This is a genomic window from Streptomyces sp. TP-A0874 (assembly GCF_001748085.1).
Lineage (GTDB): Bacteria > Actinomycetota > Actinomycetes > Streptomycetales > Streptomycetaceae > Streptomyces.
On sequence record NZ_BBZK01000004.1, the window covers coordinates 710224 to 731791 of the forward strand.

Consider the following 21568-nt stretch of genomic DNA (forward strand, 5'->3'; position numbering starts at 1 on the left):
TGAGGTCAATCCTTCCGGAAGAAGTCAGTCCTCTTCATTGACAGTGACCGGCCTCACGCTTAATCTCCGTATACCGGATCCCGGATGCGGTGCCTCAAGGGCTACAAACACCCAGGTCACCGCAGGGTGTGGACTACTCAGTCGCCAACACCGATTCTCTGCCCATAGCTCCGGATCAACCTGTGATCACCCCACCGGAGGGACCAGGGCACGATTGTTCTTGAGCACCAGGAGACCTCGTGTCGCCTCTCAAGCGTGCATCTGTGACGAAGACTTCGGACCGCCATCCGGTGGACGAGGTCCTCCCTGCCTCTCAACTCTTCCTGTACGGACTACAGCATCTGCTGATCATGTACGCGGGCTGTGTCGCGGTACCCCTGGTACTCGGCGCCGCCCTCCAACTCGACACCCACACGGTCGCGATCATCGTCAACGCGGACCTGCTGGTGGCCGGTGTCGCGACCATCATCCAGAGCGTCGGCCTGACCCGGTTCTTCGGCATCCGGATGCCGGTGGTGGCCGGGGCGTCCTTCACCTTCCTCACACCGATGCTGCTCATCGGCGGTGAGTACGGGCTGCCGACGATGTACGGCTCGATGATCGCCGCGGGCGTCTTCGGGATGCTCCTCGCCCGACCGTTCTCCCTGATCCTCAAGTACTTCCCGACGATGGTCACCGGCTGTGTGATCACCATCATCGGCCTGTCGCTGATCAGCGTGGGCGCGGATCTCGTCATCGGCGACGATCCCGAAGCAGCGGACTACGCCAGCACCAGGCACATCCTGCTCGCCTTCGCCATCATCGGCGTCATCGTCCTGGTCAACCGGGTCTTCCGCGGCTTCGTCAAGAACGTCTCGGTCCTGGTCGGTCTGGCGTTCGGGGCCGTCACCGCCTGGTTCATGGGGCTCACCGACTTCAGCTCGGTGGGCGACGTCGGCTGGGTCGGCTTCTCCACACCGCTCCACTTCGGCGCTCCCGAGTTCAAGCTGGTCCCGATCATCGCCATGTGCGTGGCCATGATCGTGGTCTTCAGCGAGATGACCGCCTGCGTCCTGGCCATCGGCGAGGCCGTCGGCAAGGAGGTCACCGACCGGGACATGGCGCGTGGGCTGGCGACCGACGGGCTCGCGGCCTTCCTGGCCGGCTTCATGAACTCGGTGCCGGACTCCACCTTCGGCCAGAACGTCGGTCTGATCAGCCTCACCCGGGTCAAGAGCCGCTACGTCATCACCGTCACCGGAGTGCTGCTGGTCCTCCTCGGCGCCATTCCCAAGATGGGCGAGCTCGTGGCCAGTCTCCCGGGCCCGGTCATCGGCGGAGCCGGTCTGGTGATGTTCGCCATGACGGCCGCGGTCGGCATCCAGATGCTGCAGAAGGTCGACTACGACGGGAACAACAACCTCCTGATCGTCGCCGTCTCGCTCGGCATCGGCATGCTGCCGGTCGCGGTGCCCACGATCTACCAGAACTTCCACCACGACGCCCAGTTCATCCTGGGCAGCGCGATCACCGCCACAGTGCTCGTGGCCTTCGTGCTCAACCTCCTCTTCAACCACCTCATGGCCCCCAAGGGCACCTCGGAACCGACGCCGGTCGAGGCGGTCCGGACCGGCCCGCCCCCCGACGGCGGCGCGGAGGGCACGGAACCGGCGGGGCCCGCCTCCGGCGCGCCGCAGACGTCCGGCACGGCCGGCGAAGGTTCCGACTGACTCCACTCCCCGTGCTCCCCCGGCAGGAGGAGCACCGGAGGTGGAGCGGCCCGCCCAGGCCGCGTCCCCGGCGCGCGAGCCGGAGCGGCGCTGTCCGACCAGACGGACCGGGCGCCACCCACACCACTCAAGGAGCGACAAATGGCTGAGGCCCCCCTGTCCCCGCACATCCAGCGCATCCTCCAGGTGATCGAGGACGGATGCCAGTCCATGGAGGCCGGCTGGAACCTCCCCCGGGAGTGCTATGTCGACCCGGAGTTCTACGCCTTCGAACAAGAAGCGATCTTCATGCGGCAGTGGCTCTGCCTGGGCCGGGTGGACGAGATCCCCAAGCCCGGCGACTTCGTCCGGGTCGACATGGGCGACGAACCACTGATGATGGTCCGCGGTAAGGACATGGAGATCAAGGTCCTCTCCCCCATCTGCGCACACCGAGCGCACCTGGTGTGCGAGGGCTCGGGCAACACCGGCCGGTTGTTCCGCTGCCCGTTCCACGCCTGGACCTACGGGCTGGACGGCAACCTCATCGCCGCGCCGTCGATGAACGACACGGTGGGGCTCAAGAACCTCAAGGCCGAGGCGTACCTGCCCTCGCACCGGGTCGAGATCTGGAACGGTTTCGTCTTCACCAACCTGAACCCGGACGCCGAGCCCCTGGGCCCCACGCTCACCCGGCTCACCGCCGAGCTGGAGAACTACCACATCGACGAGATGGTGAGCATGCCGGTGGCCGAGCTGCGCGGCAACAACTGGAACTGGAAGTCCCAGCTGGAGAACGGGATCGAGCCCTACCACAGCGCCTACCTGCACGGCATGCTGCACGACTTCGCGCACGTCCGGCTGACCAGCTTCGTACCGATAGACCCCGCCGAAGGAGCCATCTGGCACCCCACCGGCTTCTACCACCCCGATGCCGGATTCAACCCGACCACCAAGGCTCTGCTGCCGGTCATCCCCACCCTCGGCGAGAAGGAGCGCAACCAGGTGATCTTCGCCTCCATCCCGCCGAACCTCGGCTTCGGCGTGGTGCCCGAGGGTCTCTTCTACTACCTGGTGCTCCCCGCCGGGCCGGAGCAGATGAACCTGCGCATCGGGCACCTCTACCCGGAGGAATCGACCAAGCACCCGCGGTTCGACCAGCTCTACAAGATCGCCCAGGACGGCCTGGTGCTCTTCCACCAGCAGGACGCCAGCTCCGACGCTTCATTGCAGAAGGGCATGCGGTCCCGCTTCCGCCGCCCGGGCCGCTACTCCTTCCAGGAGGAGTCCCTGCTCCAGTTCAACCAGTGGCTGCTCAAGCGCTACCGGGACTACGCCGAGGAGGCCGCGGCGCCGAACGCGAACGCCCCGCAGGAGCCGTCCTCCCTCGGAGCACATGCCTGAAGCCGTACCAGGAGAAGCAGAGGGACCCCTACGGAACCGAGCGGTCCACCGACCTCGCTGTAAGGACGAAGAAATGAAAGTCACCGTTGACCGCACCCTGTGCGACGGGAACGGCGTGTGCATGGGCATAGCGCCCGAGGTGTTCGACATCGACGACGATCTCAACCTGCACGTTCTCGACGAGATTCCGAACGACCCCGACGTACACGCCAGGGTCCGTCAGTCGATCACCTCCTGCCCCCTGCTGGCCCTCACCCTGGTCGAGGGGTAACGGAGGTGGCACGCCAGAGCGCGCGGACCATCGTGGTGGCCGGTGGATCGCTGGCCGGCCACACCGTGGTCACCGAACTCGACAGACGCGGATGCACCGACGAGGTCGTCTGGGTCCGTGGCGAGGAGGGCACCGGACCCTACTCCAGACCGGCGCTCTCCAAGGAGTTCATGCAGGAGAAGGTCAGCCCCGAGGAGATCTCGCTGCCCCCGGTCGAACCCCGGAACATCCGACTGCGGGTGCTGGACGGCGTCGTGTGCGAGCGCCTCGACCCCGAAGCCGACCGGGTGCTGGTGGGGGGCGCCTGGATCGACTTCGACTCGCTGTTCGTCTGCACCGGGATGAGCCCCCGGGTGCCCCGGCAGTTCTCCGGTCTGGCCGGAGTGCACGCCCTGCGCACCCTGGGCGACGCCGCCGCCGTCCGTGCGCGGCTCGCCACCCGGCCACGCACGGTCGTCGTCGGCGGAGGACTCATCGGCTGCGAGATCGCCGCCTCCCTGCGCACGCTCGGGCTGCCGGTCGAACTCGTCATGCAGGACGACCTGCCGATGGAGCCGCTGGTCGGGCCGGTGCTCGGACGGTACTGCCTGGAGCGGCACCAGGAACACGGCGTCGTCTGCCGGACCGGAACCACGGTGACCTCCCTGACCGTCGGCCCGGGGGAGGCGGCGGTCAACGCGGCCTTCGACGACGGCACGTCCACCACCGCCGACCTGGTACTCCTCGGACTCGGAGCGGTGCCCAACACCGGCTGGCTGGAGGGCTCCGGCCTGGACGCCACCGACGGCGTGCGCTGCGACGAGGCGCTGCGCACCGGGCGCCCCGGTGTGTACGCCGCCGGGGACATCGCCCGATGGCCGAACCCGGTCTTCGGCCGGCTGATGCGCGTCGAGCACTGGACCAACGCGTCGGCCCAGGCCAGGCACGCGGTGGAGAGCTACTTCGCCGACCGGGACGGACGCCCGTCCCCGGCCTTCGCCGACGCCCCCTACTTCTGGTCCGACCAGTACGGACTGAAATACCAGATGGTCGGTCACGCCCGGGGGCACGACGAGACGCGGCTGGAGACCGCCGGGGAACGCCCCGTCGTCACCTATCACCGGGAAGGCCGACTGGTCGCCGCCGCGGGAGTCAACGCCACCCGTGCGGTGATGCGCTTCAAAGCCCACATCCAGGCCAAGGGCCGCGAGCGACTGCGGGGGCGGACGGCCGAACCGCCCTCTTCTGGCCCCGCCCATCCGCCCGGTGAGACCTCTCCCGGCACCGCACCGACCCGATAAGGAAGGCCGATGAGTGACGACAACGAACTGTTCAGGACGGTGCGGAAGAACATGTGGTCGCTGCTCAGTGACCGCTACCGCACCAATCGCCGTGCCCGCTCAACCCACGACGAGTTCGTCGGCGAGCGCCAGTTCTGGCCGGAGTTCACCTTCGAGGAAGTCGTCCTCGGAACGGGAGCGCAAGGAGAAGCGCAGATCCAGGTGCTCTTCCACGACTCCGATGAGCCGGAGACCCGGTTCGGTTTCCGGATCAGCCTGGAGAAGGCCATCGCTTCCTGGTCGGAGAGGGTCGGTGGCCGCGATCCGCGGAGGCATCCGGAGATGTTCGCCGCGGAACTGATCTGGTTCATGGTCTGCTTCATCGGCGTCGCCGACCTGGAGTCGGCGACTGGCGGCGGACAGGCACCGCACTGGATCAACACCGGGTCGGAGATATTCGGAAAGCTCAAGAACAACCCCAATATGGAGACCTTCGAATCCCACCACTGAGTGAAAAAGCTCGTCTCAGCGGATCCGCAATGACTCCCCTCACTGACCGCCCGAAAGGAAAATCCATGCCGGTCGTAGAAATCGACAGACCCCGCGCTGGAGTAGCCGTCGTCCGGCTCAACCGGCCCGAGGTCCGCAACGCGCTCAACACGGAGGTACGCGAACAACTCGCGGCGGCGGTCGAATCCCTGAACGCCGACGACGAGATCGGCGCGATGGTACTCACCGGCGGGGACACCGTCTTCGCGGTCGGGGCCGACCTCGCCGAGCAGGCCGACCGCGATGTCGTCGGCGCGATACGCGCCTACACCCATCAGGCCTTCTGGTACAGCGGCAAGCCCATCATCGCGGCGGTGAACGGCGACGCCTTCGGCGGCGGCAACGAGTTCATCGCCCAGTGCGACTTCGTGATCGCCTCGGAGTCGGCTCGTTTCGCCCAGACGGAGGTGACCATCGGGCTGGTGCCCGGCGGCGGTGCCACCCAGCGGCTGCCCAGGGCCATCGGACGGCAGAACGCCCTCTACACCCTCCTCACCGGGTTCCCCATGTCCGCCGCCGAGGCCCACCGGCTGGGCTATGTGTCCGAAGTCGTCGAAGACAACGCGATCGACCGGGCGGTGGAGTTGGCCGCCCTGATCGCGTCCCGCCCGCGGCTCGCGGTGCGCCAGATCAAGGAGGTCGTCCGGCTCGGCCTGGACACCTCCTTCGAAGCCGGCATCGCGCTGGAACGCCGCGGCTACCAGCTCATGTTCGGCACCCAGGACCTCAGAGAGGGGTTCGCTTCCCTCAAGGAAGGACGGGAACCGAATTTCACGGGCGAGTGACCGGGGGTACGTGCGGGGAGGGGCCCCGGTCCGGACTGCCGGCGGACAATCCGCGTGCGGCGGTCGACCAGCTTGGGGAACACTGTGCGGATGAGCTCCGCAGCCGCACAGACATCCCAGGAACGGGCCGTGGGTCATGTCGCGGCACTGGCGTCCGGTCCTCCGATGGAGTCGACGCTGCGGGTGACCCTCAACTTCCATCCGGACCGGCTGCTGCACAACGAGCCGATCCTGGCTGCCCTGGCCAGGGACGGTGTCTACCGCTCCCAGTTCGTCACGGGGACCGGCAACGGCGGACTGACCGCGTATCCCGGCGGTGACCGGTGGCGCTGGGAGAGCCGGATCTTCGACGGGGCGTACGACGAGGCGCCCGCTCACGAACGGCCCGTCTACGGGGCGTTGAACTTCCGCCGCAAGGCCGTCGGCGGAGCTCCGCGGTTCGGCTCCGCCCACTTCCGGCTGACAGCCGAGACGCTGGCGAGGACCACGTTCTGTTATCCGGACAGTTTCCTTGAACCCTCGGATTTCGGTGTCGCGGCCCGAATGGGGCTCGTCGAGCTCGCGCTCGCGGATCGTCAGGACGACCTCGACGACTACATCGAGGCACAGGTCCACGGGGCCGTGCGGCCGGACCGCCACGCGGAGGCGCTGGTACTGGACCCCTGCTACCAGGGTACGGCCGTTGAGGACGCGGCCCTGCGCCTGGGCTGCCCCGTGGAGTGGCACCCCGGGTTCCGGCTCAAGGTCGAGGAACTGCTCCGTCATCCCGGCTACCGCGGTCAGGAGTACGTCGACCTGGGCGCACGGATCGCCGTCGACGGCGTACTCGATCCACGCATCCTCGGGGAGGCGGCGCGTGCCGGCCACCATGCCCCCCAGGCGATCAAGAAGGTGTGGCACTACCTCGCGCGCTTCGGGGTGCCTCAGAAGGCCGTTGACGAGCCGGTCGGTCCGGCGCCGGGGGCTGTACTCGACGGCCTCCGCTGAGGGCGTCGACTCCTACCAGGGCCCACGTGATCGGCATACCTTGCCTCCGAACCAACGACGGTGCTACCGGGTGAGGCTACGTGCCTCGCCCCGGCAGCTGCCCCTGCTGGCGAACGCGTATGAGTCGAGGCCCCTCAGGGACGCGTCCGCGCCGCAGCGAGGCTCGCGCGCCATTCGGGTGCGTCCGGTTCCTCGTGGAACTCCAGGAGGTGCTGTCCGGCGTGGCGAGCCAGTGCGTCACGGACCTGGGCCGGGGTGACGCGGAAGAACTCGCGTCGCGTGTTGACCCGGTTGACGCGTTGGTCCTCGAACTGGTGGTGGAGGGCGCGCTCCAGGCTGACCGCGTCGTCGCTGTAGATCAACGCGTGCACGTCGAAGCGGAACGGGACGGAGGCATCGCCGAGTTCGTTGACCCGGTCCATGGGGTCGAGGCGGCGGGTGAGGCCGATCTTGACCATGGACTCACCGAAGGCGCCGATGTTGGAGATGACGTACACGTACCCGGCTCGGCGGTTGGCCTCTCGCTGGTTGATCACCTCCTCCTCAAGGTCGATCTCACCGAGCTTCCGCTCCAGTTCCTCGATCTGGGCGGCGTCCGCCTGGCCCGCGGAACGCGCCCGGTTCAGCGCCAGGACAAGCCGGTCACGCTCCTTGTCAAGGCGAGCGCGCTCACGGACGATCTCCCGTTCCAGCCGCTCTTCCTCCCGCTGACGTGCCCGCTCCTCGCGCCGCCGTTCCTTCTCCTCCTCGACCTTGGCCAAGTAGTCGGCGGTCAGCTCCAGTTCGCGCACTCGCAGCCGGTGGTACTCGTCTGTGACCCTGATCTGCATGGTCTTGCCGAGCCTGGCGATGGTCTCCCTGGACTTCACGAGGCGGTCGACGAGCGAGGCGAGGCGGTGCGGCTTCATGCCCCGAACCGCGGCATCGGCCTCCGCGTTGTAGGCCCGGAGCATCAGTTTGGAGAAGTCCCGCACCATGCGCCGCCCTTCAGCGGCGGAGCCGTTGACCATCCAGTGGGTGGCGCCCATGACGGCCCGACCGTTCTTGGTGAGCGCCTTGTACTCGTCCTTGATGAGGCCGATTCGTTCCTTGTAGGCGACGGCGTCGGCGAGCGGATGGCGGTACTCGTAGACACCGGCCTCCTGCAACAGGGCCAGGTCATCGGTGACGACCAGACCGCCCCGGGCCGCCGCCAGGCGCCGCTCGGCCTCCTGCGCCTGCACCTCCAGTTCGTTCAGCCGCTGCCGGGCACTCCGCAACTCGCGCTCGGCACGCTCTGCTCCGGCCTCAACCTTCGCGTCGAGCACGGCATCGATCCGCTGGAGTTCCGCCGAGCGTTCCCCATGGGCCCGGCGGAGCCGTTCGGTCTCCTGGACCAGCCGGGCGGTATCGGCGCCGACGACGGCAGAAAGCTCGGTCATCAGACGGTGGTTCTCCGCCCGCAGAGCCTCGCGGTCAGCGCCCCGAACACGCAGTTCCTCCTCGAGTCGGGCGGCTTCCGCCTCGGCCTCTCTCCGGCGACGGCCAAAGAGTCCACCCCCGCTCCCGCCGGCGGGTGGAGGCGACTGCTGCGGTACGCCCGTGGCTGGAGCGTGCTGCGCGGGCTGAGCCGGAGCGGGTGCCCCCGGAGAGGCCACGGGGCCGGCGGACGGCTGCCCCGGAACGGTGTGGGCGGCGTTGCCGCTCTGCGCCGCCTGCCACCGGCGCCACTGCTCCAGGCGGTCCGCGATGTTCTGACCGTCCCGCTGGTCCATGTTCTTGAACTCAGCCGCCCACCCGGCGACGAACAGAGTGAGGACGGACCAGGCGAGCCCGTTCGTCCACCGGACGCCGGTGACCTCGACGAGGGCGTGGGAGACCAGGCGCTGACCGGTCCTGCCCTGCGCCCGGAACAGGACCCGACGGTCAGTGAGCGCGAGTACCCCCATGACCCCGTCATGATGCGCTACGGCGATGGCCTGCACCGTCTCGTCCGACGACAGCACTTCATGGAGGCTTCTGACCGTCCCCTTTACCGGGAACCAGATGCCTTTGATCGCGGCTGCCGCCGCGTCCACATCGGGCCGGGGAGACTGTGCGGACAAGGGGCTTCACTCTCTCTCAGTTGTCGGTCGCCTGCGTGCAGGGAGTGCAGGGTTTACGTGATGACGCATCCACAGCGGTGGTCCGCCGGTCGAGCGTGCGTTTCGTCTCGTGGGCGGCGAGCCGGGAGACGCCCGGCGCCGTTCGGAGCGAGCCGACTCCTGAACGGCTCAGCCAGAGCAAGCGAACGGTTGCGGTACCCACCATGTGCTCGCGCGTCATTCAGCTACCCGCCCCCCTGGCAATGTGACGCAGCCGTGTAGAACGTGAAGAATATGCGAACCGGCCAGGTTCGCGAAGCCGAAGTGGAGAACGGGTGGTTGTTGCCGTGTGCGGGGCTCACCGGAGCCCCGTCCGGCTTCGACGGCGGTGGTGGGACAAGCACCCGACACCGACCGCCAGTGTGAGTACGCCACCGGTCCGAGAAGACGACTGCGCCAAGTGTTCGGGAAACCCGACGCTGTCGGCCGTAGCTGAGTAATCTCATCCGCACTTGTCGGGCCTTATGGCGACGACGGGCAGCGGAAGGGGCGTTCGTGGAGCGGGAGGCGGAGGGAGAGCGCACGGGAGATGGGGGGACCTCCAACGAGTTCTCGGGGTCCGGCGGGCCCGTTTTCCAAGGGCGGGACTTCCTCGGTCACATCACGGTCAACGCGGCCACCGTCCCTCGCGCCGGGGGAAGCGAGGACGCGGACCTGGCGCGGGCCGCGGACGACCTGGCGCTCGCCGTCAAACGTCAGTGGCGGGAGGAGGCGGCGCTGCGGCGCCTGAACGATCCGTATCCGCTTCCGGTCCGGTGGCGGCCCGCCGCACCTGAACTCATGGAGCCCTGGCATTCGCTGGTCCGGCTGGCCACGACGGGAATCGGCCTGGCGTCGTCGGCCCCGCCATCCGGTTGGGCCGCCGGTCCCGAAGCGCTCTCCGGGGGCGGCGGCGATCTGCTGAACGTCATGGCCCGGGTGCCCACGAGCCGCCTGGTCGTGCTCGGCGAACCCGGATCAGGCAAGAGCATGCTGCTCGTGCGGTTGGTGCTGGACCTGCTCGCGCACCGCCGCCATGGGGACCCGGTGCCCGTGCTCGTACCGCTCGCCTCCTGGGCCCCGGGCCGGGAGGATCTGGACCGGTGGTTGGAGCAGCGGATGAGTATCGACTACCCGTGGCTCGGCGAAACCGGCCGGACGGGAACGAGCAGAGCACGGGAGTTACTCGACGCCGGCGCGGTCATGTTGGTGCTGGACGGCCTGGACGAGATCCCGGACGCCGTCCGGGGCCACGCCGTCGCCCGGATCAACGACACCCTCGGCCGCAACCCGGATCTCGGAATGGTCCTCAGCTCCCGCAGCGCCCCCTTCGCCGCCACCGTCCGGCCCCCGAACGGTCGCGAGGTGCGGGTCACCGGTGCGGCGGGCGTCGAGATCGAACCGCTGGACCTGGAGACCGTCGAGTCGTACCTGCGGGACTCCGCGGGCGGCCCCGACCACGAGGCGCGCTGGCAGGAGGTGTTCGCCGCACTCGCCGCCGAGCCCACGCAGCACCCTTTGGACCGGTTGCTGACCACCCCGCTGATGGCGTATCTGGCCCGCGTCGCCTACAGCCCCTCAGCCGACGTGTCGGAGTATCCGGGCCACGCTGCCGGTTCCGGCGTCGGCCGGTCGGAGCCGGCGCGGGGTTCCGCGTACGTCTCCGCGAACTCCGGACGGGGTCCCGCGCCGGGCCAGCCCGGCGCTCCCGTCGGTTGCCCCTCGGAGCTTCTGGACTACGCTTCCCGACGCCCGCCGCCATCCGGGCACATCTGCTGGACTCCTTCATCCCCGCCTCCTACGCCGGGCAACCGACCTCGGCACCGGCCGGATCGTCAGGACCGCGCCACCAGTGGACGCGAGCGCAGGCCACCCGCTTCCTGGCCTTCCTCTCCCGTGACCTGGAGCACCGCCAGCAGGGCACCACCGACCTCCGGTGGTGGGACCTCGCCGACGCGGCCCCGAGGGTTCTGGCAGGGGTGGCCGTCGGGCTCGTGGCGGTGCCGGCCGGCGTGGTGATGCCTTTCGGCGCCTGGCTCGGGGTGGGCATGCTCGTCGGTGTCTGCATGGCGCTGATCGGCCGCCGGTGGAGTCCGCCCGGCCGGAGTTTCAACCGCGGGCTGGCGGGAGGGCTGATCGGCAGTGTCCTCGGGTCCGTGTTCGGGCTCGGCGTGCGCTCCGTGCTCGGGCTCGACATCCCCGCCGGCTATCTGGTCAGCGGGCTCGCGTTGGGCCTGGTGCCCGGGTTCCTCGGCGGCTTCGGGGCCGGGCTGGCGGGCGGTGCCGCAGCCTCCTTCGTCGGGGCATTCGTCGGTGAACCCGAGATGGGGGACCCGGCGCCGCTGGTCAACAGCGTGGGTTTCGCCGTCGCCGCCGCCTGTCTGATCACCCTGGGCCGCAGCCGCCTGCCGGCGCGTGGGCTGCGCTGGTCCCCGCTCGGCATCCTCACCGCCCTGGGTGGCGGCCTCGTCCTCGGCATCGCGGTCACCCTGCAGGCCGGTCCGCTCAACGGGTTGCTGTCCGGGGCGGTCGCCGCCGCCGGTGGTTCCTTCGGCGCGGGGCTGGAGGCCAAACCGGCCGAGGCGACGGTCGCGGCGGACCCGCGGACCGCACTCGACCAGGACCGCGTCACCTTCTGGACCACCGCCCTGGCGGGCGGTCTCGCCATCGGGCTGGCGGCCGCCCTGGTCGTCGGGTCGGTCATGGGGCCGTGGCGGGGGTGGCTGACCGGACTGGCCGACGGGTTGGCGACCGGACTGGCCTGGGGCTTCCTCCAGGCCAGCTACGGATCGTTCACCCTCGCCCGATGGTGGCTCGCCCTGCGGGGCCGGGTGCCGTGGCGGTTGATGCCGTTCCTCGCGGACGCGCACCGACGCGGGGTGCTGCGGCAGGTCGGTGCGACGTACCAGCTTCGCCACGCCGAACTGCAGCGTCGCCTCGCGGGGAGGACCTGAGCCGGGCCTTCCTTCGTCGGCACCGCCGGGCAGAGCAGCGGCGCCGGTGACGGGAGCGAGTCCCCGACCACTCTCCGGCCGCGCGCCCTCGTGCACCGGGCGGCGCGGGGTAGGCGGCACACCCGGTGCAGCGGAGCCCGAGGCAGGGAGAACCGCGCTCGGGCGCACCCGAGGGCGGCTGCGGTCGAGCTGCGCCGGAGACAGCCGGCCAGCCGAGTCGCCGCCCGGCGCGACGTCAGCCCCGCTCCTCCCACGGCCACCCGGCGTCCCGCCCCCGCTCCAGCAGCGGAACCGTCCGGAAGGCCGCGTCCGTCAGGCCGCCGAAGGTGTGGCGGTTGCCGCCGTCGGAGGGCCCGTGGCCGGCCTGGTAGCCGGCCAGGTTCCAGGTGTACACGGGTACATGGGGCGGGACCACGGCCGTCGGGTCCCCGTCGTAGTGGTACGACGCCTGCTCGTCGGTGACGATCAGGACCCGGTCGTGGCCGCGGTAGTGGGTACGCACCGCCTCGGTGGTGTTGGTCCCTCCCAGGTTGGTGAACCGTTCCAGGACGCGGAGCACGGACTCGCCGCGCCTGGTCCGGATCCGCCGGCTGGTGGTGCCGAACTCCACCAGGTCGGCCCGCTCGGCGCGGAGCGCCACCGCGGTGCCGAAGACGGCGGCGGAGTCCGCCCGGTTGAGCTGCGTGCGCTCCGAGATCCCGTAGAACATGGATCCGGATCGGTCCACCAGGACCAGGGTCCGGCCGGGCAGCACGGGCACGCCTGCCAACGAGTGGCCCAGCCCCTGCTCCAGCGCGTGCCCCCAGCGCAGGGAGGGAGCGTGCCGGTACGCGGCCAGGAACCGGAAGGGCAGCTGGCGGGAGCGCGCGACCTCCGCGGGGTCGGCGATCCGGTCCGCGACGGCCTCGGCCGTCGCGTCGGACACCCCGGCCTCGTCGAAGTTGCGCAGGTTGCGCAGCAGGGCCATGTACCCCATGGAGGGGATGACGGCCTCCCACACCTTGGCGTCCATCGGGCCCTGGAGCCAGCCGGCCAGCGTCTCCCAGGCCATGCCCGCCTGCGCCAGTTCCTCCCGTCCCTCGGGCCGGTCCAACAGGGCGCGCCGCTCCGCGAGCGGCAGCGCCGTCAGTTCCGCCCGCTTGGCCACCATCCGCAGGTCGGTGGGTATCTGCCCCTCACGGCCGTGCCGTCGGTCGATGGCGTGCTTGAACAGCGGCCCCTGCCACGGCTTGTCAGCGGCCGGAGAGGCGTGGACGAGTTCCAGGACGTCCCCGAAGCGGTAGCCCTTGGTCGCCGTGTCGTACTTGAGCAGGTTCCGTTCGGTGTACAGGCGCTGCACGGCGTCGGCGATACCGCGCTTGACCGGCTTGGGCAGGTTGCGTCCGTAGCGGGACGTCCAGTAGGCGAGCAGTTCGCCCGGCTCGTCGGCGCGTCGCAGCACGGAGGCGATGACCTGCCGGGAGTGGCCGGGGGCCTGCGCGTCGAGGCGACCGCGAGTGAACTCGGCGGCTCCGACGAGCGCGGCGGTGCGCAGGTTGGCCTCCTGCCGCAGCCAGGAGAGCAGGCTCGCGGCCCACTGCGGGTCCTGGACGGCGAGTTCGCGGACGAGGGCGCTGTAGCGGTCGTCACGGCGCCGGCCGGTCTCGTAGAAGGTGTCCTGGCCGACCATGTTGGTCACGGCCAGGAGGAACAGCTCCGACTTCTCGTCCCGGAGGAAACCCGCGCCGCCCTCGTGGGTGGCGGTGGCCGGCCCGATGGACTTCACCGGGGAGCTGCCGGACGACCTGCTGATACGGATGTTGAAACGCGCCATGGAGGGTTCCTCCTCGTGGAGGAAGGCTTGTCCGGCAGGGCGCCCGAGATCGAAGTCGGCGGCGGTCGATGCGGGGTTCGATCCCCGCGCGCCCCGAGGGCGCTTCACCCAAAGAAGTAACCGTCGCCTGCGCACCGGGCGCCCTGCTGGTGGCCTCCCGAGATCAAGGGCGGCTTCGGTTGGAGTCTCTGGAAAAGAAGTAACCGAGGCCTTCGCACCGGGAGGTGCATGAACTTAGCTGTCCAGAGGTCAAAGCCGGTGGAACCGACAAGCTGCTCTACCAGTTGAGCTACCGGCGCGCTGGGCGCCGGACGGGACTCGAACCCGCAACCCGCTCCTTGGAATGGAAGTAGGTCCCGCCTTCGCACCTGGACGTCATCGACTCTAGGCGGCCCGCCGCCGCTCTGTCATTCGATTTCGGCTCGTGGTACTGCTCTGTGTGGGTGCCGGCGAGGTCGGTCCGAGCGGAGCGCCGGACTATCTGCCGAGCCGTCACGGCCCGTGCGGAACAGCCGACTCTCCCTGGTCATCGGCGATCTGCGATTGCCGCGGACGCTCACCGCCGTCCTGGTCGGGCGCGGCGGAGCGACTCGGCCGGAGTACGGGCCGCTGTCGTCCCGGGGCGGGGCCCCGGTTCAGACGGCCTCCGCCGCGGACGCCCTCTCCGCGAGCATGTGCAGAAAGCCACGGACCTGTGCGATCCGCTCCGGATCCAGTTCGCTGACGACGATCTCCTCACCTTCCGTGCCCGCTCCGCCCACCAGGCGGCCGTCCGGTGCGTACACCGCGCTCGCGCCGCCCGCCGGCCGGTCGGCGGGACCGCCCACCGCATTGGCGTACACGCTGTAGACGGTGTTCTCCAGCGCTCGGGCGGGCATGTACACAGCGGCCCGGCGTTCGGCGCCGACCACGAACGCGCTCGGGCACAGATAGGCGTGCGCTCCGGAGAGTGCGGCGGCTCCCGCGTGCGCGGCGAAGGACATGTCGTAGCAGATCGCCAACCCGAGGCGCCATCCGCCGACCTCCAGCAGTCCGTCGCCGCCGGTGCCCGCGGTGAAGATCCTGGACTCGTCAGCGTGCCACAGGTGCCGCTTCTCGTAGACCACCGAGACCGTTCCCGGGGGCTCGACCGCCAGAAGGCAGTTGACGAGTGCTCCGTCGAGCCTCCGTACCGCCGCGCCGACCAGGACGGCGGTACGGCTCCGCACGGCCTCCTCGACCAGGGGCTCCAGTCGCGGATCGGTGACGGCGCCCGCCACCTCGGTGGTGATCTCGCAGCCCTCGGGGTCGGCCTGGAGCGTCGGCAGGTCGTAGCCGCAGAGGTGAAGTTCGGGCAGGACGGCCACCCGGGCGCCCCGGCGGGCGGCTCGGGACACCATCCCCGCCGCGCGGCGGGCGTTCCCCAACAGATCCCCGGGGATCGCCTCGGTCTGGAGGACGGCGAGCGGCAGCGGGGCGGAGGGGACCTCCCACCGGTGCGGTTCGGTCAAAGGCCTCCCCCGCCCCCCAGCAGATGCCCGTTCGGCGCCTTGGCCAGCGCGGCCACCTCGGGGCATTCCAGGACCGTGACGCCCTGACTCTCCAGGATCGCCTTGCCCTGGCAGTCGGCGACGAAGTTCTCCGGCTCCCGCCAGGCGATCACCACTCGGGGGATTCCCGCCGTCAGGATGAGCTGGGTGCAGCTGCACGGCCGGGACGCCCGCTGGGAGCAGGGCTCCAGACTGCTGTAGAGCGTCGCCTGCCGCAGCCGCGGATCCCCCGACGGGAGCCGGGCCAGCGCGGACTCCTCGGCGTGTACGAGCGGGTCGGTGTCCCTGCTGTGGCCGCGGGCCAACTCGCGCCCCGAACCGTCCACGATGACGGCTCCCACGCTGAAGGCGCTCTCCGAGGGCGGGCACAGGTGCGCCTGCCGTGCCGCCTCGGTCAACCACTGACGGTCCTCCGGTGTAACCGCCGAAGTCATGCGGTCCAGCCCCTCGGGTCGTAGCGGTGCAGCACGGTGTCTCCGAACTGCTGTGTGTCGATGAGCCTCATACGGCGGCCGGTGCCGCCGGGGAACCGGGCCGGGTGGAGGAACCGAGGCGCGTCCCGCTGGCCCACGAGCACCGGTGCGACGGCGAGATGGAGTTCGTCGGCCAGGTCCCCCTCCAGGAACAGGGTGTGGATCGTGCCGCCGCCCTCCACCATCAGGCGCCGGACGCCCCGCCTCCACAGGTCCTCCAGCACGGCACCGAGGTCGAGTGGGGTACCGGCCGCCACCACGTCCGCCAGGCCCCCGAACCGGGCGGACGGCCCGTCCGGTGCCGCGGAGGTGTAGATGACCTTCTTGTCGCCGCAGTGCCAGAACCGCAGCCCGGGATCGAGGTCGGCGCTCGCGCTGACCACCACCTTCAGCGGGTGGGCGGGCAGGCCCCGGGCGGCACGGGCCGCCCGGCGCCGCTCGTCGGCTACCAGCAGCCGGGGGTTGTCCCGGCGCAGGGTGTTGGCACCGATCAGAAGCGCGTCGCACTGCGCGCGGACGGCGTCGACCCGGTCGAAGTCCTCCGGGCTGGACAGCCGCAGGCGTTCGGGGGTGGCGTCGTCTATGTAGCCGTCCAGCGACACCGCTACGCTGAGTATCACCCGTGGTCTCCGCCGGGCGGCGGCCGGCCGGTCAGGGACCATCGGGGCTTCCGGGCTCGTCCGGCAGCGGGGTGTTCGATCCCCAACGGCGTTCCGTCAGCACGATCCGGTAGCCGTCGGGGTCGGCGATGGTGACCCCGCCCTGGTCCCAGTACGGGTTGTGCGCCGGGATGACCTTGCCGCCGTGCTCCGCCGCCCGGGCGACGAACTCCTGGCTCACCGGGGCCTCCAGATAGATCACCAGGAGATCCTCCGGGGTCGGCGAGGGCCGCACCGTCTCGCGCGTGCCGACGGTCAGTTCGAGGTGCCACCGCGCGTCCCGAGGGCCCACCATCAGCAGGTCGTGTGTCCCGGCAGCCGGGTCGCCGACGGCCCTGAAGAGCACGCTCATCCCCAGCCCCCGGGTGTAGAAACGCTCCGCCGCAGCAAGATCGGCGGAGGGCCGTGCGATACGGATCGTCTGACCTGCTTCGATCACGCCTTCTCTCCTTCTGGTTCTCGTCGTACCGGCTCGCCCCCCGTGCGCTGCCCGCCCGCACGGGCGGTCGCACCGGACTCGCGGGGAGTCAACGGCACGGTACGGCAAGCGGCCGCGGCGAGGCAGAAGAACAGTGTCCAGGCCAGCCAGCCGACGGCGCCGAGGTCCAGGCTGATGCTGATCAGCGTCGGTCCGACGACGGTCGCCACCCCGAAACCGAGGTTGAAGGTGGCCAGGTAGGTGGACCGGTGCTCCGGGGGCGTGTGTACCAGCGCCAGACTCGTCGCTCCGGCCATGACGTAGATCTCCGCCCCGGTCATCAGCACCACCACGACGATGGTGGCGGCGATCGGCCCCCAGCCGCCGCCCCACCCGGTCAGGGGCGCCGCGGCGGTCCCGGCGGCCGCCAGCACCCCGCCGCCGGCCATCATCCGGCGGGCCCGGAGCGGTGACTCCGAGCCACGGGCCATACGGGTCTGGAGGAAGACCACCAGCACCGTGTTGAGGATGTAGTTGACGCTCACTATCCACGGTGGCAGCCCTGTCTGCTGGGTGATCCAAAGCGCCATGCCCACGCCGAGGAGGATGGCGGAGAGGGTCAACGCGCCGTACAGCGCGGTGATCGTCAGGAAGGGGCCGTTGCCGACCAGTCCCGGCTTGCCCGGCCGCCGGGAACCGGCGCTCTCCGCCTCCCTGGGCAGACTCACCACGGTCACCGCGCAGAACACGAAGATGGTGGCCGCGGATGCCATGATCGTCCGGTACGCCCACTCCTCGCCGACGGCCACCGCCGCTCCGGTTGGCAGCGCCCCGATGGCCATGCCCGCGTTGCGCAGCGCCCGCAGCCGGGCCAGCGGCGCCACGGCTTCCGCCTGACTCCGGCCCACGATCAGCGCGGACTGCACGAGCGGACCGATACCGCGGTTGAGCAGACCGCCGAAGGCGGCGGCCACCATGGCCGTCCACAGACTCCCGGCGAGGGCCAGACCGACGTAGGACAGGGCGCGGGCGGCGAAGAGGATGGTCAGGGCTCGCCGCAGCCCCCAGCGGTCGGCGAACCGGGCTATCGGGATGGCTCCGAGGAGCGATGCCACGCCGGCGGTGCCCAGGACGAGGGCGACGTCGTAGTTCGACATGCCGACGCCCTGGTTCAGGTAGATCGCGGAGAAGGCGAGGTACATGCCGAGGCCCGTGGCGTCCAGGAAGCCCACGGCGTAGATGCGGCGCACCGGGCGGCCGTCCGCGTCCGGCGCGGTGGGCCGATGCTGGGAAGCCGTCAACGATCGCTCCTCATGGTGTCGTTCAGGACGAGGGCGTGGGCTCGGATGCGGACGTCGTCACCGATGGTGACCGGGCCCAGCACCGACGCTCCGACGCCGATCGTCACCCGGTCGCCGATCTTGGGGTGACGCTGCGCCCGCCGTCCGTCGTCCTGCCACCACCCTCGGGAGCCGAGCGTCACGTGGTGGTAGAGCGTCACATCGTCACCGATGACACAGGTCTGGCCGATCACCACTCCGAAGCCGTGGTCGATGAACACCCGCCGGCCCAGCCGCGCACCGGCGTGGATCTCCACACCCGACACGACCCGGCCGAGCCAGGTGAGCACCCCCGGTCCGAGCCGGTGTCCGCCCTTGTAGAGCCGGTGGGCCACCCGGTAGAGCACCAGCCCGTGCCAGGGCGCGTGTAACGCCGCCTCCACGAGGCTGGTGCGGGAGGGATCGCGCTCCAGAACCGCCCGCAGGTCCTCCCGCACCAGACGCAGCAGACCGGGGGGTCGACCGTTCAACGTCCGTCCTCCGGGGCGTTCTCGGCCTCCGCCGGTTCCAGCGTGATGTCGAGGAAGCGTTCGACGGCCGCGGCCGTGGCGGCGGCCTCCTCAGTCGTGTCGCCGCGTACCGTGAACGAGGCCAGATGCTGGGTGTTGTTCGGACTGGCCGACTGCCCCGGCCTGAAGCGCAGGGAGATCTGGGTGAGCTCGGGGAAACTGTGGCGGGCCTCCTCCGCCGTGCGCTGCGAGACGACCCGCCAGTCCCCCTCCGGTATCGGCACGAAGCGGAACCAGGCGACTCCCGTGAAGTCCGGCGGCGGCGCCGGGCACAGGCCGAGGGCGACCCTGGCGATGTCTGCGGCGAAGTCGTACCCGGCGGCGGTCATCAGCATCTTGGGGGTGGGGCCGCCGGCCCGCGCGTTGACCTCGATGACCTTGGGGCCGTCCGGGGTCAGGGCGATCTCGGTGTGGACCGCGCCGTGGGTGAGCCCGATGGCGCCGATGGCCTGCTCCGCGCAGGCCATGGCCTCCGCCGCCTGGGCCGGGGGCAGGTGGCTGGGTACCACCAGGCCCTCCTCGACGTACCCGTGGCGCAGTCTCAGCCGGTCCGATATCGCCAGGTGCTCGGCCTTCCCCCCGAACAGCAGCGACTCCACGCTGACGTAGTCCGCGTAGGGGGAGCCCTCCCGCCCCTCCACCGGCAGCGGTTCCTCCAGCAGGAAGGCCTCGTCGCGCTGGATGAAAGCGGTCTTGCTGGCCCGCGCGGCCCGGTACGCCTCGGTGAGCTCGGTGGGGGTTTGGACCCGACGCACGTTCTTGCTGCCGGCGCCGAGCGAGGGCTTGAGCACGGCGGGCAGTCCGACGGCCGCCACGGCCGCGGCGATGTCCCGCTCACCGAGGATCCTGGTGAAGCGGGGTGCCGGGACCCCGTGTTCGCTGAACACCTCGCGCTGACGGGACTTGGACTGCGCGATGGACACCGCCTCGACGCTGTTCCCCGGCAGCCCGAGCCGCTGGACGAGTTCCGCCTGCGGCCGCAGCAGCACCTCGGAATAGGTCACCACGCCCGAGAGCGGGAGTTCTCCGTCAAGGGCGGCCCCTGCCGTCACGGCGCTCTCCAGGTCCGGCACGGCGAGGAACCGCCCGCCCCCGGTTGCCGCCCGCTGCTCCCAGAGGGTACGGACCGGCGCCGGGTCGGCCCAGGCGGTCACGAAGACCACGCTGACCCGCGGGGTGACGGTCAGGCAGGTGAGCAGGGCGTCGGGGGCCGGCAGGCCGCCGATGCCAACGACGAGCAGCAGGTGGGGCGGCCCGTCGCCCGGTCGGACCGCCTCCAGGGGGGTGTCCGGCATGTCACTCACCTCGTCTGCTGGGTGTCGGGCGCCTGCTGGGCGTCGAGCCGGTTGATCCGGTACATCGTCCGCTCGAAGAGGGCATCCGCGGTCAGGCTGGGGAATCTCTGCGGAGCGTCGCCGGTGCCGGCGAGGCGTAGCGGGGTGAGCACCGTCCAGGGCGTGGGGTGGCAGAACTGGACGATGGAGAGCCGTCCGCCGGACTGCTGCGGATCGGCCACCACGCGGTGCACAGCCGCTCTGGCGAGCCCGTCGGTGAGCCGCTCGAGCACCATGCCGACGTTGACGACCGCGTACCCTTCGGGCGCGTCCACGGCGAGCCATTCACCGTCGCGGTGGAGCACCTGCAGTCCGGGCGCGGTCGCCCGGGGCAGTGCGGTGATGAGGTCGAAGTCCTGGTGCTCGACGGCCCAGATGTGGTCCTGCGACGGGGCCCCGGCCATCGGCGGGTACCAGGCGGCCCGGTTGACCACCGGCCCGTCCTCGAGCATCTCCTCGAAGTACTCCGGGCGCACGCCCAGCGCCTGCCCGATGGTGCCGACGACCCTGACCTGGAACTGCTTCATGCGGGTGTGGAGTTCCGAGAGGGTCTTCCCGATCCCCGGCACCAGGGCATCCGGCATACAGGGCTCCGGGTAGCGCCCGGGATAGCGGGTGCGCAGTGGATGTCCGGGGGGCAGTGGCGCACCCCAGTGGAAGAGTTCCTTCCAGTCGGGGGTCCTGCCGGACTTCTCCGCGGTCTCGACCAGGGGCGGCGTGTAGCCCGACTGGCCGTTGCTGCCGGGTACGCGAGCGCTCTTCTTCGCCTCTGCGGTAAGGGAGAAGAACTCCTCCAACAGGCGGTAGGCCTCATCCAGCAGATTGTTCGGAACGGCGTTCCGAACAAGGAAGAAGCCGTCCGCCAGCGCGGCCTTCACGGTGGCGGAGTCGGCCTTGCCGTCGATGTCTATCTCGTGCAGCATGCGTCGCCTCTCAACCTTCCCCGCGCCCGGTGCCGGTGTGGGCACGGAGGGCCTCGGTGAACATCAGCACGTCGTTGACCAGGGCGTCCATGCGTCCCGTGATGGCGTCGTTAGGCTCCCCGTCGGTGAAGTCCGCACCGGTGGTGGCGACCTGGCCGGGCACGGCCCAGCCGCTGATGGCGCGGATCACGGCGCGCAGCTGGTCGCAGGCGGCCACAGCGCTGCGCGGTCCGCCGCCGTTTGCGAGGATCCCCACCGCCTTGCCGGCGAAGGCGTCGCCCTTCAGGTGGTCCAGGAAGTTCTTCAGCAGACCGCTGTAGGAACCGTGGTAGACGGGGGTCGCCAGGATGATGCCGTCGGCCTGCGCCACCAGTTGCCGGACCGCGGCGGTCTGTCGCAGCGGATCCGGTTCCGAGTAGTCGCCGATGTCGTGCGGCTCACGGAACTCCACCGCCAGGTCGACGGTCTGGAACTCCGCTCCGGCCCCGCGAACCCGTTGTGCCAGGGCCTCCAGGCCGAGTCGCGTGGAGGACTCCTTGGACGCGCTTCCCAGAATTCCCAGAATCTTCAA

The 21568-nt window shown here is 70.3% G+C and carries 18 protein-coding genes, 1 tRNA gene and 1 pseudogene; 9 read left to right on the plus strand and 11 right to left on the minus strand.

Annotated elements, in window-relative coordinates:
- Positions 1-263 precede the first annotated feature (263 nt).
- From BGP73_RS07165 to BGP73_RS07195, 7 genes are all read left to right on the plus strand, one after another.
- A complete protein-coding gene (locus BGP73_RS07165; RefSeq protein ID WP_212732785.1) occupies positions 264-1709 on the plus strand; it encodes a nucleobase:cation symporter-2 family protein in 1446 nt (481 codons plus the stop codon).
- A gap of 141 nt (positions 1710-1850) precedes the next feature.
- Positions 1851-3092 carry an aromatic ring-hydroxylating oxygenase subunit alpha gene (locus BGP73_RS07170; protein WP_069812693.1) on the plus strand — a complete coding sequence of 414 codons (1242 nt, stop codon included), beginning with the start codon at positions 1851-1853 and terminating at the stop codon, positions 3090-3092.
- A gap of 73 nt (positions 3093-3165) precedes the next feature.
- Complete coding sequence (locus BGP73_RS23000) at positions 3166-3363, plus strand: ferredoxin (RefSeq protein ID WP_069812695.1); 198 nt, start codon at positions 3166-3168, stop codon at positions 3361-3363.
- A gap of 5 nt (positions 3364-3368) precedes the next feature.
- Positions 3369-4643, plus strand: coding sequence for an NAD(P)/FAD-dependent oxidoreductase (locus BGP73_RS07180; RefSeq protein WP_069812697.1), 1275 nt, complete (start codon positions 3369-3371; stop codon positions 4641-4643).
- A gap of 9 nt (positions 4644-4652) precedes the next feature.
- Complete coding sequence (locus BGP73_RS07185; protein WP_069812700.1) at positions 4653-5132, plus strand: hypothetical protein; 480 nt, start codon at positions 4653-4655, stop codon at positions 5130-5132.
- 65 nt (positions 5133-5197) lie between these two features.
- Complete coding sequence (locus BGP73_RS07190) at positions 5198-5956, plus strand: enoyl-CoA hydratase-related protein (RefSeq protein WP_069812702.1); 759 nt, start codon at positions 5198-5200, stop codon at positions 5954-5956.
- Between the two features lie 90 nt (positions 5957-6046).
- Entirely contained in the window at positions 6047-6943 is an 897-nt protein-coding gene (locus BGP73_RS07195) for a DUF3626 domain-containing protein (protein WP_069812704.1), read from the plus strand.
- Between the two features lie 134 nt (positions 6944-7077).
- Here the strand turns inward: BGP73_RS07195 and BGP73_RS07200 are convergent, their stop codons facing one another.
- On the minus strand, positions 7078-8928 hold the full coding sequence (locus BGP73_RS07200) for a DUF4041 domain-containing protein (RefSeq protein ID WP_170837764.1): 1851 nt from the start codon (positions 8926-8928) through the stop codon (positions 7078-7080).
- 633 nt (positions 8929-9561) lie between these two features.
- Here BGP73_RS07200 and BGP73_RS07205 point away from each other — a divergent pair.
- Together BGP73_RS07205 and BGP73_RS07210 are read left to right on the plus strand one after the other, a co-directional pair.
- Complete coding sequence (locus BGP73_RS07205) at positions 9562-11064, plus strand: NACHT domain-containing protein (protein WP_069812706.1); 1503 nt, start codon at positions 9562-9564, stop codon at positions 11062-11064.
- Entirely contained in the window at positions 11025-11999 is a 975-nt protein-coding gene (locus BGP73_RS07210) for a hypothetical protein (protein WP_069812708.1), read from the plus strand. Before BGP73_RS07205 ends, BGP73_RS07210 begins: the two co-directional genes overlap by 40 nt.
- A gap of 235 nt (positions 12000-12234) precedes the next feature.
- Here BGP73_RS07210 and BGP73_RS07215 read toward each other — a convergent pair whose 3' ends face one another.
- The 10 genes and pseudogenes from BGP73_RS07215 to BGP73_RS23010 form a co-directional block, all read right to left on the minus strand.
- Positions 12235-13812, minus strand: coding sequence for a TROVE domain-containing protein (locus tag BGP73_RS07215; RefSeq protein ID WP_069812710.1), 1578 nt, complete (start codon positions 13810-13812; stop codon positions 12235-12237).
- A 303-nt stretch (positions 13813-14115) separates the two neighbouring features.
- Positions 14116-14178: transfer RNA gene (locus tag BGP73_RS23005), tRNA-Gly, on the minus strand.
- 269 nt (positions 14179-14447) lie between these two features.
- Positions 14448-15302 carry a carbon-nitrogen hydrolase family protein gene (locus BGP73_RS07220; RefSeq protein WP_069812712.1) on the minus strand — a complete coding sequence of 285 codons (855 nt, stop codon included), beginning with the start codon at positions 15300-15302 and terminating at the stop codon, positions 14448-14450.
- Positions 15299-16476, minus strand: a pseudogene (locus BGP73_RS23480) (dihydrofolate reductase family protein). The gene BGP73_RS07220 and the pseudogene BGP73_RS23480 overlap by 4 nt, the downstream one beginning before the upstream one ends.
- Positions 16466-16912, minus strand: coding sequence for a VOC family protein (locus BGP73_RS07235; protein WP_069812719.1), 447 nt, complete (start codon positions 16910-16912; stop codon positions 16466-16468). The pseudogene BGP73_RS23480 and the gene BGP73_RS07235 overlap by 11 nt, the downstream one beginning before the upstream one ends.
- Complete coding sequence (locus tag BGP73_RS07240; RefSeq protein WP_069812721.1) at positions 16909-18192, minus strand: MFS transporter; 1284 nt, start codon at positions 18190-18192, stop codon at positions 16909-16911. The genes BGP73_RS07235 and BGP73_RS07240 overlap by 4 nt, the downstream gene beginning before the upstream one ends.
- Entirely contained in the window at positions 18189-18701 is a 513-nt protein-coding gene (locus BGP73_RS07245; RefSeq protein WP_069812723.1) for a serine O-acetyltransferase, read from the minus strand. Before BGP73_RS07245 ends, BGP73_RS07240 begins: the two co-directional genes overlap by 4 nt.
- The gene (locus tag BGP73_RS07250) at positions 18698-20035 is read right to left on the minus strand and encodes an ATP-grasp domain-containing protein (RefSeq protein ID WP_069812725.1); all 1338 of its coding nucleotides are present in this window, start codon (positions 20033-20035) and stop codon (positions 18698-18700) included. The genes BGP73_RS07245 and BGP73_RS07250 overlap by 4 nt, the downstream gene beginning before the upstream one ends.
- 5 nt (positions 20036-20040) lie before the next feature.
- On the minus strand, positions 20041-20997 hold the full coding sequence (locus BGP73_RS07255) for an isopenicillin N synthase family dioxygenase (protein ID WP_069812727.1): 957 nt from the start codon (positions 20995-20997) through the stop codon (positions 20041-20043).
- Between the two features lie 10 nt (positions 20998-21007).
- Positions 21008-21568, minus strand: coding sequence for an NADPH-dependent FMN reductase (locus tag BGP73_RS23010; RefSeq protein ID WP_069812729.1), 561 nt, complete (start codon positions 21566-21568; stop codon positions 21008-21010).

Bases quoted from the DNA above. Each gene is read 5' to 3' on its own strand.
- BGP73_RS07170 (WP_069812693.1), top strand. From the start codon at position 1,851: ATGGCTGAGGCCCCCCTGTCCCCGCACATCCAGCGCATCCTCCAGGTG.
- BGP73_RS23000 (WP_069812695.1), top strand. From the start codon at position 3,166: ATGAAAGTCACCGTTGACCGCACCCTGTGCGACGGGAACGGCGTGTGC.
- BGP73_RS07185 (WP_069812700.1), top strand. From the start codon at position 4,653: ATGAGTGACGACAACGAACTGTTCAGGACGGTGCGGAAGAACATGTGG.
- BGP73_RS07190 (WP_069812702.1), top strand. From the start codon at position 5,198: ATGCCGGTCGTAGAAATCGACAGACCCCGCGCTGGAGTAGCCGTCGTC.
- BGP73_RS07195 (WP_069812704.1), top strand. From the start codon at position 6,047: ATGAGCTCCGCAGCCGCACAGACATCCCAGGAACGGGCCGTGGGTCAT.
- BGP73_RS07215 (WP_069812710.1), bottom strand. From the start codon at position 13,812: ATGGCGCGTTTCAACATCCGTATCAGCAGGTCGTCCGGCAGCTCCCCG.
- BGP73_RS07250 (WP_069812725.1), bottom strand. From the start codon at position 20,035: ATGCCGGACACCCCCCTGGAGGCGGTCCGACCGGGCGACGGGCCGCCC.
- BGP73_RS07255 (WP_069812727.1), bottom strand. From the start codon at position 20,997: ATGCTGCACGAGATAGACATCGACGGCAAGGCCGACTCCGCCACCGTG.